This is a genomic window from Streptomyces sp. NPDC005303, from assembly GCF_040607335.1.
GTDB lineage: Bacteria > Actinomycetota > Actinomycetes > Streptomycetales > Streptomycetaceae > Streptomyces.
In genome coordinates this window covers 258,405-274,182 of sequence record NZ_JBEXGM010000003.1, presented here as the reverse complement: position 1 = coordinate 274,182, position 15,778 = coordinate 258,405, and the positions used below count along the sequence as shown (strand labels likewise).

15 protein-coding genes are annotated in these 15,778 nt (G+C 71.2%); 5 read left to right on the top strand and 10 right to left on the bottom strand.

Going from position 1 to position 15,778, the window contains the following annotated elements:
- Complete coding sequence (locus ABZT93_RS07655) at positions 1 to 393, bottom strand: hypothetical protein (protein ID WP_356100444.1); 393 nt, start codon at positions 391 to 393, stop codon at positions 1 to 3.
- Positions 394 to 579: 186 nt separating this feature from the next.
- On the opposite strand from ABZT93_RS07655, the gene ABZT93_RS07650 reads away from it, so the two are divergent.
- The gene (locus tag ABZT93_RS07650) at positions 580 to 1,374 is read left to right on the top strand and encodes an SGNH/GDSL hydrolase family protein (RefSeq protein WP_356100441.1); all 795 of its coding nucleotides are present in this window, start codon (positions 580 to 582) and stop codon (positions 1,372 to 1,374) included.
- A 7-nt stretch (positions 1,375 to 1,381) separates the two neighbouring features.
- Here ABZT93_RS07650 and ABZT93_RS07645 read toward each other — a convergent pair whose 3' ends face one another.
- The 4 genes from ABZT93_RS07645 to ABZT93_RS07630 all read right to left on the bottom strand — a co-directional run bounded on the left by ABZT93_RS07645 (position 1,382) and on the right by ABZT93_RS07630 (position 7,808).
- Positions 1,382 to 2,962 (bottom strand): serine/threonine-protein kinase, encoded by a 1,581-nt coding sequence (locus ABZT93_RS07645; RefSeq protein WP_356100438.1) that lies wholly within the window; start codon positions 2,960 to 2,962, stop codon positions 1,382 to 1,384.
- A 75-nt stretch (positions 2,963 to 3,037) separates the two neighbouring features.
- The gene (locus ABZT93_RS07640; RefSeq protein WP_356100435.1) at positions 3,038 to 4,714 is read right to left on the bottom strand and encodes a sulfite exporter TauE/SafE family protein; all 1,677 of its coding nucleotides are present in this window, start codon (positions 4,712 to 4,714) and stop codon (positions 3,038 to 3,040) included.
- The gene (locus ABZT93_RS07635; RefSeq protein WP_356100432.1) at positions 4,711 to 6,165 is read right to left on the bottom strand and encodes a hypothetical protein; all 1,455 of its coding nucleotides are present in this window, start codon (positions 6,163 to 6,165) and stop codon (positions 4,711 to 4,713) included. The genes ABZT93_RS07640 and ABZT93_RS07635 overlap by 4 nt, the downstream gene beginning before the upstream one ends.
- 110 nt (positions 6,166 to 6,275) lie before the next feature.
- Positions 6,276 to 7,808, bottom strand: coding sequence for a DUF4331 domain-containing protein (locus ABZT93_RS07630; RefSeq protein WP_356100430.1), 1,533 nt, complete (start codon positions 7,806 to 7,808; stop codon positions 6,276 to 6,278).
- 207 nt (positions 7,809 to 8,015) lie between these two features.
- Here ABZT93_RS07630 and ABZT93_RS07625 point away from each other — a divergent pair, with 207 nt between their 5' ends.
- The 3 genes from ABZT93_RS07625 (at position 8,016) to ABZT93_RS07615 (ending at position 9,775) form a co-directional block, all read left to right on the top strand.
- The gene (locus ABZT93_RS07625; RefSeq protein WP_356100428.1) at positions 8,016 to 8,558 is read left to right on the top strand and encodes a sigma-70 family RNA polymerase sigma factor; all 543 of its coding nucleotides are present in this window, start codon (positions 8,016 to 8,018) and stop codon (positions 8,556 to 8,558) included.
- Entirely contained in the window at positions 8,555 to 9,379 is an 825-nt protein-coding gene (locus ABZT93_RS07620; RefSeq protein WP_356100425.1) for an anti-sigma factor, read from the top strand. Before ABZT93_RS07625 ends, ABZT93_RS07620 begins: the two co-directional genes overlap by 4 nt.
- A 126-nt stretch (positions 9,380 to 9,505) precedes the next feature.
- Entirely contained in the window at positions 9,506 to 9,775 is a 270-nt protein-coding gene (locus ABZT93_RS07615) for a hypothetical protein (RefSeq protein WP_351991936.1), read from the top strand.
- Between the two features lie 181 nt (positions 9,776 to 9,956).
- On the opposite strand, the gene ABZT93_RS07610 is transcribed toward ABZT93_RS07615, so the two are convergent.
- Complete coding sequence (locus ABZT93_RS07610; RefSeq protein ID WP_356100422.1) at positions 9,957 to 10,739, bottom strand: ABC transporter permease; 783 nt, start codon at positions 10,737 to 10,739, stop codon at positions 9,957 to 9,959.
- Positions 10,736 to 11,674, bottom strand: coding sequence for an ATP-binding cassette domain-containing protein (locus tag ABZT93_RS07605; protein WP_356100420.1), 939 nt, complete (start codon positions 11,672 to 11,674; stop codon positions 10,736 to 10,738). The genes ABZT93_RS07610 and ABZT93_RS07605 overlap by 4 nt, the downstream gene beginning before the upstream one ends.
- 63 nt (positions 11,675 to 11,737) lie before the next feature.
- Here ABZT93_RS07605 and ABZT93_RS07600 point away from each other — a divergent pair, with 63 nt between their 5' ends.
- Complete coding sequence (locus ABZT93_RS07600) at positions 11,738 to 12,451, top strand: TetR/AcrR family transcriptional regulator (protein WP_356100418.1); 714 nt, start codon at positions 11,738 to 11,740, stop codon at positions 12,449 to 12,451.
- Here the strand turns inward: ABZT93_RS07600 and ABZT93_RS07595 are convergent.
- Genes ABZT93_RS07595 through hmgA form a run of 3 tightly spaced genes read right to left on the bottom strand, consistent with a single transcriptional unit; the run spans position 12,448 to position 15,774 of the window.
- Positions 12,448 to 13,602, bottom strand: coding sequence for a type ISP restriction/modification enzyme (locus ABZT93_RS07595; RefSeq protein WP_356100415.1), 1,155 nt, complete (start codon positions 13,600 to 13,602; stop codon positions 12,448 to 12,450). The two genes, ABZT93_RS07600 and ABZT93_RS07595, sit on opposite strands and share 4 nt — an antisense overlap.
- Positions 13,603 to 13,642: 40 nt before the next feature.
- Entirely contained in the window at positions 13,643 to 14,392 is a 750-nt protein-coding gene (locus tag ABZT93_RS07590; protein WP_356100413.1) for a GntR family transcriptional regulator, read from the bottom strand.
- Between the two features lie 44 nt (positions 14,393 to 14,436).
- The gene (gene hmgA / locus ABZT93_RS07585) at positions 14,437 to 15,774 is read right to left on the bottom strand and encodes a homogentisate 1,2-dioxygenase (RefSeq protein WP_356100410.1); all 1,338 of its coding nucleotides are present in this window, start codon (positions 15,772 to 15,774) and stop codon (positions 14,437 to 14,439) included.
- Between the last annotated feature and the right edge of the window lie 4 nt (positions 15,775 to 15,778).

Genomic DNA, 15,778 nt, shown 5'->3' with positions numbered 1-15,778 from the left:
TCAGAGGTCCTGCCCCTTCGCCGTACGCCGCCGCATCAGCACCAGCAGGAGGATCAGGACACTGATCACCGCCACCGCCAGGACGCCACCGCGCGCCGACCAGCGGTGCGTGGCCAGCATGCCCTGGGCCACCAGCATGTTGAGGACGACCGAGCCGGCCAGCGAGGCCAGCACCCGGGCGAACGGATCGAAGCCGCGCAGTGCGGCGGCGACGCCGGCGGCGGGTGCCGCGAGCAGGAAGAAGAGCGTGAGCGGGGCGCGCAGCGGTGAGTCGGAGCCGGTGAGTGCGAGCAGTGCGCCGAATCCCCCCACGGTGGTCGCGGCGCCCGCGAGCAGTGGCGTCAGGTCTCTGCCCGACGCGTCCGAACACGTTTCGGTATGTGTGGTCTGCATGGGCGACGTTTCCCCCCAGAAAGCGCCGGATGCCGGGCTTCAATGTCGCGCAGTGTCTGGGGGACCGTCAAGAGCGCACCACGTAGCGGTCCATGGTGCCGGCACCGATTTTGGCATGGACACTTCCCGTCGCCGCGTGTCGTTGCTACGACGGATACGGCAGAGATCCTGCTAAAGGGAGGTTCCATGAGACGTTCCCGATTTGCCGCGTACGTCGGCTCACTCCTCCTAGCTCTCGCCGCAGTCCTCACCGGGACAGGCACCGCCCATGCCGCCCAGGGCCCCTACGTGGCCCTGGGGGACTCCTATTCCTCGGGTGTCGGCGCGGGCAGCTACATCAGTTCGAGCGGCGACTGCAAGCGCAGCACGAAGGCCTACCCCTACCTCTGGGCGGCCGCCCACTCACCCTCGTCATTCACGTTCGCCGCATGCTCGGGCGCCCGTACGGGTGATGTTCTGGCAAACCAGCTGACCCCGCTCAGCTCCGCCACCGCGCTCGTCTCCATCACCATCGGAGGCAACGACGCCGGCTTCGCCGACGTCATGACGACCTGTGTGCTCCAGTCCGACAGCTCCTGCCTCTCGCGGATCAACACCGCGAAGGCGTACGTCGACTCGACGCTCCCGGGCCAACTGGACAACGTCTACTCCCAGATCAGCGGCAGGGCCCCCAACGCCCACGTGGTCGTCCTCGGCTACCCCCGCTTCTACCAGCTCGGCGCCACCTGCCTCGGCCTGTCCGAGACCAAGCGCAAGGCCATCAACGACGCCGCCGACTACCTCGACACCGCGATCGCCAAGCGGGCCGCGGACCACGGCTTCACCTGGGGCGACGTCCGCTCCGCCTTCACCGGCCACGAACTCTGCTCCGGCAGCGCCTGGCTGCACAGCCTCAACCTGCTCAACATCGGCGAGTCCTACCACCCGACCGCGGCCGGCCAGTCCGGCGGCTACCTCCCGGTCCTGAACAGCGCGGCCTGATCACCCCTCACGGGGACTCAGTGGGGGAGGCCTCGCCGGTGCCGGTCGGGGTCTCCGCCACGCAGGTCAGCGAGAAGGGGACCGAGTTGGACGTCTTCTCGACGGGGTCGCGGACCTCCACGCTGATGGTGTCCTGGAACGTCCCGCTGTCGTCCTGCGTGGTGACGAACCGCCTGTCCTGCTGGGTCTTCCCGCCCCCGGCCGGGAAGGTGAGCGACTTCCAGTTGCCGTTCACCGAGCCGTTCTTCGACACCCAGCGGTAGGTCACCGTCGCCGGGAGCCGGCCGACCGTCAGCGTGACCGTGAAGGTGGGCGCCGCGGACCTGTCCGGCGGACAGGAGCCCGTGTAGTCGGTGTTCGAGCCCGACAGCGAGACGTTCACCGACTGCGGCGCAGGCGCGCTCGAGGTGCTCTTGCTCGGACTCGGGGACGGGGTGTCCTCACCGGTCTCGTCCGTCCCGGTCTCCGCGGGCGAACTCACCACCGGAGTGGTGCCCTTGGCTGTCTCCCCGTCCTTGTCGCCGTTGTCACGGTTCAACAGCGCGTACGTCAGCCCCGCGATCGCCAGCGCCAGTACCAGCACGCCTGCGACCAGGACGGCACCGGTGCGGCGATTGCGTTCCGGGGGCCCGGAGGTCGCGGTGGGAGTGGAGGTCGGCGTGGGCGCGGGCCGGTACGGGGCCGTCGGCGGCTCCTGCGGGAAGGGCGCCGCCATGGTCGGGGCGAACGGACCCGCCTGCACGGCGTCCGCCCGGGGCGTGCCTCCCGCCCCGATGATCCGCAGCTCCTGCTCGGCCCGGTCGGCCGGCAGCCGCTCCGCCGGGTCCTTGCGCAGCAGCCCCTCGATCACCGGCGCGAGCGGACCGGCCCGGTACGGCGGCGGCAGTTCCTCGTCCACGATCGCGCGCAGGGTGCTGAGCGGGGTGTTCTGGCGGAACGGGGAGTTGCCCTCGACGGCGGCGTACAGCAGCACGCCGAGCGACCACAGGTCGGACTCCGGGCCGGGGGTGCGGCCGAGCGCCCGCTCCGGGGCCAGGAACTCGGGGGAGCCGATGACCTCGCCGGTCATCGTCAGCGCGGAACTCCCCTCCACCTGGGCGATGCCGAAGTCGGTGAGCACCACGCGGCCGTCGTTCGACAGCAGTACGTTGGCGGGCTTCACGTCCCGGTGCAGCACCCCGGCCTCGTGCGCGGCCCGCAGCGCGGAGAGCACCTCGGCGCCGATGTGCGCGGTCCGCTGCGGGCTGAGCGGGCCCTCCGCGTCCAGGAGCTCGGCGAGTGAGATGCCGCGCACCAGCTCCATGACGATCCACGGGCGGCCGTCCTCGGTGGCCACGTCGTACACCGTCACCACATTGCGGTTGGCGACCCGCGCCGCCGCCCACGCCTCGCGTTCGAGGCGGGCGTACAACCGCTCGACCTCGTGTGTCGCCAGCCCGTGCGGCGCCCGCACCTCCTTGACGGCGACCTCGCGGTGCAGCACTTCGTCACGGGCGCGCCACACGGTTCCCATGCCGCCCTCGCCGAGCGGGGACAGGAGGCGGTAGCGGCCCGCGATCACTCGTTCACTGCCCGGTTCTTCGGACACGGGCGTCCCCCATTCGCATCCGGGCGAAATCTCCACTCCGCGTGATGTCGCACGTGATTTCTGTACAAAAGTAGCTCAGCCGAGTGCGGATGCCGCCCCCTTGAGCACCAATCCTGCCCCGAGAGCCACTACGACGAACGCCGACATCAGAGGTGCGGTCCTGCGTACCAGGGCGGTCATCGGGCTCGCGGCCAGGCGGGGGCGCCTGTCCAGCAGCCGTGTGACTCCACTGCCCAGCCTGACGACGGCGAATCCGGCCGCGGTCAGGGTCAGGGCGAGCCCGACGCCGTACGCCACGACGAGCAGCAGACCGAACCAGGCCTGGCCCAGTGCGGCGGCCCCGACGAGCACGACGACGGCGGAGGGGCTGGGCACGAGACCGCCGGCGAAGCCGAGCAGGATCGTGCCGCGGACGGTGGGGGCGACGGCGTGGGTGTGGGTGAAGCCGCCGTGGGTGTGTTCCAGGGCGTGGGGGTGGTCGTGGGGGTGGGGGTGCGGGTGGTCGTGCTCGTGAGTGTGGCTGTGCCCGTGATCGTGGGTGTGTCCGGGCGCGTGGGTGTGCGTGTGCGTCTCCGCCGTCGCCGGGGCGGTCGCCACCGGGGCGGTCTCCGCGTGCGCGGCGACCAGGACCAGCGAGCGTTCCTCGGATTCCTCGGCCTCGTGCGAGTGGTCGTGAGTGTGCCCGTGCCCGTGCCCATGCCCGTGCCCGTGCTGGTGCGCGCGGGTGCGCAGGGCCCGGCGCAGCAGGGTGACGCCCGCCGCGGTCACCATCACCCCGCTCGCGATGCCCAGCCACGCGATCACCGAGGGCGCCGCCGCCGAGCCGGCCGTGACGAGGAGGCCCAGGGCGACCACGCCCAGGGTGTGGGTGACGGTCACGGAGGCGGCCAGCGGCAGGACGTCCTTCATCCGGGCCTTGCCACCACGGGCGGCCGCGACGGCGGCCATCAGGGTCTTGCCGTGCCCGGGGGCCAGCGCGTGCATCGCGCCGAGGACGACCGCGATGAGCAGGGCGAGCGCCGCGAAGCCGACGGTGAGGTCGTGCCGGGCCACCAGGGAGTCCAGGGCGCGGGTCCAGCGGTCGGCGCCACGGGGCAGCACGGAGGCGGCGGGCGCGTCCGAGCGCTCCTCGGCGAGAGCCGGTCCACCGGGCCGCACACGCAGGGAGGCGGTCACGGTGTCGGCGGGGGAGGAGAGCAGCTCCTGGGGATATGTGGTCAGCTCGTCCGAGACCGACTTCGAGGGGACGTCCGACCTCGTGAGCGTCATCCGGTCGCCGCGCGCGGTGATCTCGCGCCAGCCGGGGCCGGAGTCGGTGCCCGCGCTGTGGAAGCCGAGCGTGACGGTGGCGTCCTCGGGCAGCGGGGCGGTCAGCCGGCACTCCACACGCAGAGTCTCCAGCCCGGCCTGCCCGGGACGCACGCGCGCGTGGCTGTTCCGCACGCTCAGGGCGACCGCACGGCCGTCGACGGAGACCTTGCCGCCCTCCGCCGCCTTCCGGCAGCGCTGCGCCGCCCACTCGGTCATGCCGAGCTTCTCGATGTCCGGCTTGGCCTGGGTGGCCGGGATCTCGGCGAGGTCCTCGACGTGTTCGACGCGCAGTACGCCGGGGGCGGCGACGAGACCGTCGTAGCGATTGACGGTGAAGTTGCCGAGGGGGTGGGCGCTCGCGCTGCTGGAAGGGAGCAGCGCGAGCGCACAAGCCGCCGTCAGGACGGCCGTGAGGGACGCGAACAGCCGGCGGGGCCTCACTTGGACGCCTCCTTGAGAGCCTCGCGGGCCTCGCGGGCGCCGAGGGGGGAGAAACCGGGGTTGAGCTTGAGGGCGGAGCCGAGATGGCTCCGGCCTTCCTTCTTGTCACCCGCGGCGAGTTCGATGATCCCGCGGTGGTAGAGGAAGGAGGCGTTGCGGTAGCCGGTCGCAGTGGCCTGCCGGGCGTACGGCAGGGCCTCCTTGTCCCGGCCGTTCACGTGCAGGGCCCAGGCGAGGGCGTCCGCGGTGTGCACGGTGTGCCGGCGGGCCCACTCGGCGCGGGCGGCGCGCAGGGCGGCCGCCTTGTCGCCGTGGTCGGCGGCGGCCATCGCGGTGTCGAGGTCGGCGTTGACGCCGTTGGCGCGGGCGAGGGCCGTCCAGGCGTCCACGAGCGCGTACTGGTCCTGGGCCTTCGCCTCGTCGCCGTCGGCACCCCGGTCCTCGTACAGCTCCCCGAGCGCGACGAGCGGCCCGGGCAGCGGATAGCGGGCCACGACGGCCTCCATGCCCTTGATCGCGGCGGCGCGGTCCCCGCTCGCGGCCTGGGCGCGGGCCCTGCCCTCCAGGGCGGGGAGGTAGGCGTCGTCGGCGGCCAGCGCGCGGGCGTAGTCGGTCAGGGCCGTGTCGTAGTCGCCCTGGTTCCAGGCGAGCTGGCCCAGCGCGGAGGCCACGTAGGCGATGTCGCCGGGGGTGGTCGCGGTGGACAGGGCCCGCTCCAGGACGGTGCGGGCGGTACGCACGTCGCCGCGGAGTTCGTGGACATAGGCGTAGCGGGTGAACACCGGGATGCCGGGCCGCCGTTCGTCCGCGAGGTCGGCGGCCTTCGACGCCTCCTCGTAGCGGCCGAGTTCGACGAGGGCGTCGATCCGGGACGAGAGGGCGCGTTCGTTGTACGGGTTCTGCTTCAGGGTCTTGTCGGCGTAGGTGAGCGCGCCCTTGAAGTCGTGCCGGGCGGCGGCGAGCGCGGCGAGACCGGCGAGGGCCTGCTCGTTGCCCGCGGCCGACTTCAGTGACTTCCCGAGGGCTTGCTCGGCCTGCGGATACCGCGAGGGGTCACCCTTGGTCCGTGCCTGCTCGACGTAGGCGAGCCCGAGCGTGGCCCAGCTGCCGAAGTCCTTCGGCTGGCTGCGCAGATGGGCCTGGATCGCCCTGATGCCCGCGTCGAGGTCCCCACTCGCCATGAGCCCGGGCGAGAGTGCCGACGACGAACTGGCGACCGTGGCGGTGCCACCGTCCCGCAGCGCCCCGAAGGCGATCGACCCGCCCGTCAGCGCGACGGCCAACAGAGCCGCGCATCCGGCGAGTTGAGCGGCCCGCCACCGCCTTTTGGCCTCGGAGACCCGCCGCACGGCGGCGACCTTCTCGTCATCGGCCTGAGCAGCGGGCTCCACGGCCTCCGACGAACCGCTCTGCTCGTCCTCGGGTGCGCTGTCGGTCGTAGACCCGGACATGCCCTCTCCTGATTCGTTCGTGATCGATCGTGTACCGCGGCGCGGCCCGCACCGTGGGGGATGAGTCGTGCGGGCCGCGCCAGTGAAGGGGGGTGGGAGCCTCGGTGGGCCTAGTAGGCGCGCCGCCGCATCCGGCGCCACCACATCAGCGCCGCCCCGATGAGCACGATTCCGGCCGCACCCGCACCCGCGGACCCCGCGATCAGGGACATGTTGTCCGACCCGGACGTCCCCGCGGGGGAGAGCGCGTCCCCGAGCTGGTTACGGACGTCGTTCCCACCGGACGTGCCCTTGGCGAGCGGACCCCGCGAACCCTCCGTGGGCAGCGCCACGTACGGGAACGACTTCTCGAAGTCCTTGTCGTTCTTGTCGACCGCGTCACCGAGGTCGTTCTTGGACCCGACCAGCTCACCCTCGACGACCTGGAGCGAGGCGTCGATCACGTCGTCGGTGAGCCGGCGGCCGTTCGGGAATCCGGCGTTGTCGCCATCAAGCACACCGAGCCGCTTCGGAGAATCGGTGGGCTTGATGGACGTGTTGAGGCGCAGTTCCTCCGCGGGGCGGACGTGGGGCGGCTGGTTCAGCCCCTTCACACCCTTGAGGAACACGTCCACGAGGTCGTTGCGGGGCTCCTTCGGGGCGGGGATCTTGTAGATCGCCTCGATGAGCTTGGGCAGTTCGGGGTTGGTCACGTTCTTCAGGAACTGCCCGTCCTCCCACGGCGAGGACGCGTTGAACTTGTCCTTGTCCTTGAGCGGGTTGACGACCTCGTTGACGAGCGGGTTGCCGAGGCGCGAGACCTGGGAGTAGTACCCCTGCGCGTTCCTGCGCTGGGTCGTCGACCAGATGCCCACCACCGGCTGGTGCGAGGACTCGGCGATCATCTCCGTCGGGACCTGCAGGGCGATCGAGTTGACGTTGTAGCCCTTGAGCGTGTCGTTGCCGACCTCGCTGAGGTTCCCGCCGTACAGGAGGTCGAAGACGCGCAGGTCCGCGAAGAACGGGTCGTCGGCCTGGCCGGCGAACGCCGTCGCGTCGCCGGGGAGCTTGTAGACCGCCTGGTCGCGCAGCTTCTCGTAGTTCGGCATGGACGCCTTGCCGACGTTCGACGGCGCCACCGGGATGTCGTCGGCGACCTTCGTCTTGTACTCGACCTTCTGGTGCTTCAGCCGGAAGAGCTCGATGTCGTACGTCTGTGTGACGTTGAGGTCCGGGTCGTCGAGGCTCTCGACCACGCCGGTGTTGTACAGGAACGACTTCTTGTTCTTGACGTGCGTCTTGAAGGTGAAGCGGTACAGCAGATCGCCCTGTCCGTCACCGTTGTTGTCGATGTGGAGGTCGTACTGCGCGTCCTCGGCGAACTGGTAGAAGTTCGGGCCGCCCCCGGGTTCCTCGAACGGGATCCAGTTCGCGACGATCGTCGTCGAGTCCGGCTTGTCGGGGCTGACGAACGCGTACACGTCCGTGTTGTCGTACTGGGGGTCACCCGAGATCAGCGGGGCCTCCCGGTGACTGGAGGCGGAAGCCGCCCCCGGTTCCAGCGTGGCCACACCGGCGGCTGCGAGCCCCCCGGCGGCCAGCGCACCACATACGAGAGTCACGAGACTCCTGCGTCCCGAGCCGCTCCTGGAGATAGGTGTCATGCCGTCCGTCCTCAGTCCAACTTGCCTGACGCTCGGGGATTCGGAGCGGTGGGCGGGGCGGATTGGTCGAATCTCAAAACTTCTTTTCTGCTGCTCGACCCGCGTTTTCGACGTTCTGATCCGTAACCCCATCCGGAGGTGTGTTCGTTGCGAATACCTCGTGGGACGGGACGGCCCAGGTGCGGCTTTGCGGGAGGGGGCGGCGAGTTGGAAGCGGATGAGCTTCTGTTGCTCGTGGCGGGCGGGGACCAGATGGCGTTCGAGGAGCTCTACGGGCTCGTCGCCGGGCCGGTGTTCGGGCTCGTACGGCGTGTGGTGCGGGATCCGGCGCAGTCGGAGGAGGTGTCGCAGGAGGTGCTGCTGGAAACCTGGCGGTCGGCCGCGCGGTTCGACCCCCGCCGGGGCAGCGCGCTGTCCTGGATCCTCACCCTCGCGCACCGCCGCGCCGTCGACCGGGTGCGCAGCGCCCGCGCGGCCGGTGAACGCGAGCAGCGCGAGGCACACCGGGCCCACCACCCCGCCTTCGACCAGGTGACCGAGGAGGTGGAGGCGGGCCTCGAACGAGAGTGGGTACGCCGGTGCCTGGACCGGTTGACCGAACTCCAGCGCCAGTCGGTCACCCTCGCCTACTACGACGGCTACACGTACCGTGAAGTGGCCGAGCGGCTCTCGCTGCCGCTGGGGACGGTGAAGACGCGGATGCGTGACGGACTGACCCGCTTGCGGGAGTGCCTGGGAGGTGCGGCATGAGCCTCTTCCGCCGGGAAGATCTGCACTCCCTCGCGGCCCCGTACGCCCTCGACGCGCTGGAGCCGCCCGAGCGGGCCCGCTTCGAGAGGCACCTCAAGGACTGCGACAGCTGTGCGGCGGAAGTGCGTGCCCTGTCCGAGGACGCGGTACGGCTCGCGTGGTCGGCCGCCGCGCCGCCGCCGTCCGCGATGCGCGACCGGGTGCTGGCCGCCGTACGGACCATTCCGCAGGAGTCCGCCGTACGGCCGGAGCCGGCCCGCGCGCGACCGGAGCCGGTACGGGCGCGCAAGTCGCAGCTGCCGCCCCATGTCTGGGGCGTGCAGCCGCCGCCCAGGCAGCGTCAGCGGCGTCCCCTGTTCGTGCCCTTCGCGACGGCCACCGCGGCCGCGGCGCTCGTCGTCGCCTCGCTGTTCGCCGTCCAGGCCAACCGGACCCAGGACGAACTGGACGCGCAGAAGGTCCAGGCCAGTGAGATCGCCCACGTTCTCCAGGCCGCGGATGCGCTCACGACCCGGGGGCAGGACGCACAGGGCCGAACGATCGGAGTGATCGCTTCCGCATCGGAGGGGCGTGCGGTCGTCACCCTGAGCGGGTACAGCGCGCCCCCGAGCGGCCGCGTGCGCCAACTGTGGGTGATGCGCCCCAACGGGCAACCGCGCTCCCTCGGGCTCTTCGCCGCCGACACGCCCCTGGTGGCGAGCGGACTCGACAAGTCCGCGACATCACTGGCTGTGACGGTCGAGCCCGACGGTGGGTCACCGCAGCCCACCACCCAGCCGATTGTCCAACTCGCCCTGAAATCTGTTGGATTCGGAGAGTAATCATGGAGGGGTCGTCAACACCCTTACGGGGAAGGTGAATCCTGTGACGCCGATACACGTGTGCTCCGACGGGGCGATAGGGTTACCCTGCCCGGGCCGGGTGGACTCGTACGGGTGGGGAGTGACATGGAACAGATAACAGTGCGCAGGGCGAGGGTCCCTGCGATCACCTGCGGGAGCAGCGCGACCAGTTCGCGCCTCGACCGCCATCTCTCGGTGCTTTCGGGACCTGCCGTCCCGCAGCGTGAGGCGGCCGAGGCGACGTCACTGATGCGCGAGCTGACCGCGCGTGACACCAGCAAGCAGGAGCGCAGTGACAGGGGTGCGCGGGTACGCCGCGTCTCGCTGTTCGCGCCGCTGCGCCGACTGCGCCGTTCGCTGTTCGGCGGGCACTGAGCCCTCGCCGCCCGGTATCGTGCTGCGTTCCTGTCCGTCATCCCCACGGCGTGCAGCACGATCCAGGTGAGTCTCCCGAGCGTGGGGCACGTCCCCCAGGCTCGGTCTCCCGTACGCAACACCTTCGGCTGCCCGCTCCGAGGTCGGCCCGGGCCCGAACTCCCCTCCCGGCAAGAGGCGTTCAGCTCTCCCCGCGCGCATGTCTCCGTACGGCGAGCGGTGCGAAGACCGCCAGCAGCACCGCACACCACAGCAGTGACCCGGCGATCGGATGTGCCACCGGCCAGGCGTCCCCCTCCGGCACCGGGGCGTTGCCGAAGAGGTCCCGCAGGGCCGTGGCCACCGCGCTGATCGGGTTCCACTCGGCGAGAGTGCGCAGCCACCCGGGCAGTCCCTCGGTCGGGATGTACGCGTTGGACAGCAGCGGCAGGATGAACGTCGCGCCGCCCAGCTGACCGGCGGCCTCCTCGTTGCGGGTGAGCAGGCCGAGGAAGATCCCGATCCAGGTGGTCGCGAACCGGAACAGCAGCAACAACGCGACGGCGCCGACCGCTTGGAGCGCGGACCCCTCGACCCGCCACCCCACCGCGAGCCCCACCAGCAGGAACGGCACGGTGCCGGCGGCGGTCACCACCACGTCCGCGACCGACTGGCCGAGCGGCACGGCCGCCCGGCTGATCGGCAGGGTGCGCAGCCGGTCGGTCACGCCCCGGTGGACGTCCTGCGCCGCCTGGAACATCCCGGTCATGATCCCGTTCGCCGCCGTCGCCACCAGCAGGCCCGGCACCAGGAAGGACCGGTACTCCTCGCCCGGCATCGCCAGTGCGCTGCCGAAGACATAGCCGAAGAACAGCAACATCGTGATCGGCATGGTCTGGGTCAGGATCAGCAGCCCCGGGTTGTTCCGGACCCGCCGCAGCTGACGGCCCAGCATCGCGGTGCCGTCGTAGGCCAGCATGCTCATGTCGCAAGCTCCTTGGTGAGTCGCAGAAAGACGTCGTCGAGGGTCGGCGGCCGAATGCTCGCGTCGAGCAACGGCACACCCGCCGCGTCCAGTTCGCGCACCAGCCGGGGCAGGGTGAGCGTGGGGTCCCGGGTGACGGCGCCGACCGAGTTCCGGTCGTGGTCGAACGACGGTTCCCCGCCGGTGAGTTGATCGAGGACCCCGGCCGCCTTCACCAGGACGTCCGGGTCCGCGACGACGATCTCGACGTACGCCCCGATCAGCGCCTTGAGCTGGGCCGGCGAACCGGTGTGGGCGACCCGCCCCCTGTCCACGAGGGCTATGTCGTGGGCGAGTTGGTCGGCCTCCTCCAGGTACTGCGTGGTCAGCAGCACGGTCGTGCCGTCCACCGTCAGCTCGCGCACGGCGTCCCGGACGAGGTTGCGGCTTGCCGGGTCGAGTCCGGTCGTCGGCTCGTCGAGGAACAGGATCTCGGGGCGGCGGATGAGACTCGCCGCCAGGTCGAGACGGCGGCGCATTCCGCCCGAGTAGCTGGACGTGGCCCGGTCGGCGGCCTCGGTCAGTCCGAAGCGGTCGAGCAGCTCGGCGGCCCGCTCGGCCGGCCCCCGCACCCGGTGCAGCCGGGCGAACAGCCTGAGGTTCTGCCGCCCGGTGAGGTCCCCGTCGACCGAGGCGTACTGCCCGGTGACGGCGATGGCGCGCCGTACCGCCTCCGGCTCCCGGACGAGGTCGTGCCCGGCGACCCGGGCGGAGCCGGCGTCCGGCCGCAGCAGCGTGGTCAGCAGCCGTACGGCCGTGGTCTTGCCCGCGCCGTTGGGGCCGAGGATGCCGCAGACCGTGCCCGGAGCGACCGCGAGATCGAGGCCGCGCAGGGCATGGACCTCCCCGAACCGCTTTTCCAGACCTTCACTAAGTACAGCGTACGTAGAAGTCATGCCAGGACCATAGCGCACTACGTACGCTGTACGTAACTAGGATGGTGGCCGAGGTGATGATCGATGGCGGGCCGAGCGGCCGTACCCGAAGTGATCTGGGCCCGTCCCGAGCGGGCCGGGCGTGGACCGAAACCCGCGTTCACCAGGGCTGACATCGCGGCGGCGGCCGTGCGGCTGGCCGACGCCGGGGGCCTTGACGCGGTGTCGATGCGCCATGTCGCGGCCGAACTGGGCTGCGGGACCATGTCGCTGTACAACTATGTCCCCCGTAAGGAGGACCTGTACGAGCTGATGGTGGACGCGGTCAGCGGCGAGCACGAGCTGTTCGAGCCGACCGGTGACTGGCGGGCCGACATGCTGCGCAACGCCCGCCAGACCAAGGCGCTCATGCACCGGCACGCCTGGATGGTGCGGCTGATGTCAGGCGTGTACGGCTTCAGCCCCAACGCCCTGCGCTACCTGGAACACTGCCTCGCCTGCCTCGACCCGCTGGACGCCCCCGCCGGCACGAAGATCGAGCTGGTCGCGATGCTCAACGGGTGTGTGACGACGTACGTCTCGAACGAGCTCTCCACCGCCGAGCGGGTGCGGTCGCTGCCCTGGTCGCAGGAGCAGGAGAACGCCGTCCGGATCGCGTACCTGGGCAGTCAGGTGGCGTCCGGGGCGTATCCACGGCTTGCGGCGTCGTTCATGGAGGACGCGGGGCCGATCGATCTGGACGCGGTGTTCGAGCGGATGCTGGGGCGGGTCCTGGACGGCTTCGAGCCCAGGAGCTAGAGCAGTGCGAGCTGCCCCTCCGGCCCCTCCTCGTGCCCGTCCAGGACCGACGCCGGCCTGCGGGCCGGGTCCGGGACCGGCAGCAGCCCCGCCCCGCGCAGATCGGTCGCGGTGATCTGCGACGTCAACTCCTCCTGGAAGGGCTGGATATCGGCCAGCAGGGCCAGCACGGTGATCAGTTCCAGGAGTTCGGACGTCCACGTCTGGGGCCAGGTCGCCGGACGGATCGCGGACAGCGTGCCCGGCTCCGCTTCCGTGACGCGCGCCGCGAACCACTGCTCCAGCACCCGCACACCCCCCGCCTCGAAGTCCCAGGCCTTGGGCGGTACGGGGGAGACGCGGCCCTCGTCCAGCAGCAGGGCCTCCTCTTCGCGGTCGTAGTCCAGGATCAGCGGCCGGGACGGCAGCGGAGCACGGACGTACGGGCGACGGCCTCCGGGCAGCTTCGGACGGTCGCCGTCGCGGCGCATCAGCCACAGGACGCGGTGGCCCGTCTCGACGCCACGGGACCACAGTTCGGGGTCGCCGGTGAGCGGGACGGTCAGGTCCGGGCGGACCGTCGCCATGATCCAGGCGAGGACGTCCAGGGGTTGCACCGAGATCCCGAGCCGGGTGCGCAGGTGCTCCAGGAGGCCCGGGGTCAGGTTCGGTTCGGTGCCGCCCGGCCGGCGGTACAGCGGGCGGATACGGCCCGGGCGCAGCAGGGGGAGCAGCGAGGTCGCGAGGAGCTGGGGGCCCCGGCCGTCCGTGGGGGTCTCCACCACGAACACCTGCTCCTCGTCCGCCACCCGCCACAGCTCGGGCCGGGCCGCGTCGATCAGCCGGTGGTCCGGGATCAGCCACTGCTCGTCGAAGGGCGCGTGCAGGACCCGCACCGGCTCCGGGCAGGGCCCGGTGGCGCGCGCGAGCCTCTCCGTGCCGCCCGTGCGCCCCGGCAGCGCTCCGACCGCCGAGCGCAGGGTGCGGGAGCGGGTGGGCTCGAACAAAGCCTCCCGGTCGGGCCCCTCGGCCTTGAGCAGAGCGTCCCAGCGGGCTTTCAGGGACGCCGCGTCGGGGCCCGTCGGCCACCCCCGGCCGAGCCGCGGCGGTGCGACGGACCACGGCATGAGGTCCGCCAGCGGCGGAGCGTCGTCGTGCGTCACGCTGGGCATCGTACGACCTTCCGCCGACAGGCAGCCGGGGCCGGTGAGCTCATGTGGCGTCCAGGGTCACCGTGAAGGAGAACCGGTCGCCCCGGTAGTGGATCACCGCCGCGTCGAGCACCCTGCCGCCCGTGTCGTAGGTGACTCCCGTGTAGTGCAGGATCGGGCTGAGCAGCGGGACTTGGAGCAGCCGGGCGGTCTCGGGGTCCGCGAGCCGCGCCTCCACCGTGTCCGTGATGCGGCTGATGTCCGCTCCGACCACGTCCCGCAGCACCTTGGTCATCGGCCAGCGCACCAGGTCCGACGGGTCGATGCGCGCGGCCAGTTCGGGGCGGACGTAGTTGCGGGCGTGGTTGGTCGGCTCGCCGGTCTTCTCGTCGCTGCGCAGTCGGTGGTACGAGGCCACCTCGTCCAATTCCGGGAAATATTCGGCGAGTTCGCTCGGGATCGGCGACTTGCCGTGCTCCAGCAGTTCGGTCGTCATGCCGGACTGCTGGGCCACGATCGCGTCCACCGAGCCGAGCAGCCGGACCGGGCTGCCCCGGCGGGCGTCCGGCTCGATGAAGGTGCCCCGGCGCCGGTGACGGGTGATCAGCCCCTCGTCCTCCAGCTCCTTCAGCGCCTGCCGCATGGTCAGCACGCTCACGCCGTAGTGCCCCGCCAGCTGTTCCTCGGTGGGCAGGCGCAGCGGGTCCTGGGGTGAGCGGCCGAGTATCGAGGCGCGCAGGGACTGCGACACCTGGTACCAGAGCGGCAGCTTGCGGTTCAGGACGATCGAGTCCGGGGCGAAGGAGGTCACGGGCTATCCGTACCTTTCGCGGATCGGTCAGTGCAATGGTCGGCTCAGCGCGACGGGCGGAAGTGGCGTTCCAGGCCCCGCCACACGGCGTCGTAGTGCGGCTGGAGGTGGTCCGCCCGGGCCGCGTGCGCGGTGAGCGTCACCGGCCAGCGCGTCTCGAACATGAACGCCAGCCCGTCGTCCACCTTCTGCGGCTTCAGCTCGGCCGCGCTCGCCCGGTCGAACGTCTCCCGGTCCGGCCCGTGCGCCGACATCATGTTGTGCAGCGAGCCGCCGCCCGGCACGAAGCCCTCCGCCTTCGCGTCGTAGGCGCCCTCGATCAGGCCCATGTACTCGCTCATCACGTTCCGGTGGAAGTACGGCGGCCGGAAGGTGTCCTCGCCGACCAGCCAGCGTGGCGCGAAGACCACGAAGTCGACTCCGGCCAGCCCCGGGGTGTCCGACGGGGACGTCAGCACGGTGAAGATCGACGGGTCGGGGTGGTCGTAGGAGACGGAGCCGATGACGTTGAAACGGCGCAGGTCGTAGACGTACGGCACATGGTTGCCGTGCCAGGCGACCACGTCCAGCGGGGAGTGGTCGTAGGTCGCCGTCCAGAGGTTGCCGCAGAACTTGTTGACCACCTCCACCGGCCCCTCGACGTCCTCGTAGGCGGCGACGGGGGCGAGGAAGTCACGGGCGTTGGCGAGGCCGTTGGCGCCGATCGGGCCGAGGTCGGGGAGCTGGAAGGGGGCTCCATAGTTCTCGCACACATACCCCCTGGCCGACTCGTCCAGCAGCTCCACACGGAAGCGCACCCCACGAGGGATCAGTGCCACGTGTCCCGGCTCCACATGGAGCAGCCCGAACTCGGTGCGCAGCAGCAGCCCGCCGCGCTCGGGGACGATCAGCAGCTCGCCGTCGGCGTCGCTGAAGACGCGGTCCATGGAGTCGGTGGCGTGGTAGAGGTGCACGGCCATGCCGGTGCGCTGGGTGACGTCGCCGTTGCCGCCGAGGGTCCACAGGCCGGCGAGGAAGTCGGTGCCCTCGGGGGGCTCGGGCAGCGGGTCCCAGCGCAGCCGGTTCGGGTCGGGGACCGACTCGGTGAAGGGGGCCGTGCGGATCCGGCCGTTGTGGGTGTGGGTGAACGGTGGGTGCGCGGCGGAGGGGCGGATCCGGTACAGCCAGGAGCGGCGGTTGTGGGCGCGGGGCTCGGTGAACGCCGTACCGCTGAGCTGTTCCGCGTACAGGCCGAGGGGGGCGCGCTGCGGGGCGTTGCGGCCCTCGGGGAGGGCGCCGGGGACGGCCTCCGAGGCGTGCTCGTTGCCGAATCCGGAGAGGTGGGTCAGGCTCTCGGCGGTCTTGCGTGCGTCGCCGCGCGTGATCGCTGCGTCCCCGCTCATGATC

What these genes read in the sequence shown, in the direction of transcription:
- ABZT93_RS07655 (WP_356100444.1), bottom strand. Translation starts at nt 393, where the DNA reads ATGCAGACCACACATACCGAAACGTGTTCGGACGCGTCGGGCAGAGAC.
- ABZT93_RS07650 (WP_356100441.1), top strand. Translation starts at nt 580, where the DNA reads ATGAGACGTTCCCGATTTGCCGCGTACGTCGGCTCACTCCTCCTAGCT.
- ABZT93_RS07635 (WP_356100432.1), bottom strand. Translation starts at nt 6,165, where the DNA reads ATGTCCGGGTCTACGACCGACAGCGCACCCGAGGACGAGCAGAGCGGT.
- ABZT93_RS07630 (WP_356100430.1), bottom strand. Translation starts at nt 7,808, where the DNA reads ATGACACCTATCTCCAGGAGCGGCTCGGGACGCAGGAGTCTCGTGACT.
- ABZT93_RS07620 (WP_356100425.1), top strand. Translation starts at nt 8,555, where the DNA reads ATGAGCCTCTTCCGCCGGGAAGATCTGCACTCCCTCGCGGCCCCGTAC.
- ABZT93_RS07615 (WP_351991936.1), top strand. Translation starts at nt 9,506, where the DNA reads ATGGAACAGATAACAGTGCGCAGGGCGAGGGTCCCTGCGATCACCTGC.
- ABZT93_RS07610 (WP_356100422.1), bottom strand. Translation starts at nt 10,739, where the DNA reads ATGAGCATGCTGGCCTACGACGGCACCGCGATGCTGGGCCGTCAGCTG.
- ABZT93_RS07605 (WP_356100420.1), bottom strand. Translation starts at nt 11,674, where the DNA reads ATGACTTCTACGTACGCTGTACTTAGTGAAGGTCTGGAAAAGCGGTTC.
- ABZT93_RS07600 (WP_356100418.1), top strand. Translation starts at nt 11,738, where the DNA reads ATGGCGGGCCGAGCGGCCGTACCCGAAGTGATCTGGGCCCGTCCCGAG.
- ABZT93_RS07595 (WP_356100415.1), bottom strand. Translation starts at nt 13,602, where the DNA reads ATGCCCAGCGTGACGCACGACGACGCTCCGCCGCTGGCGGACCTCATG.
- hmgA (WP_356100410.1), bottom strand. Translation starts at nt 15,774, where the DNA reads ATGAGCGGGGACGCAGCGATCACGCGCGGCGACGCACGCAAGACCGCC.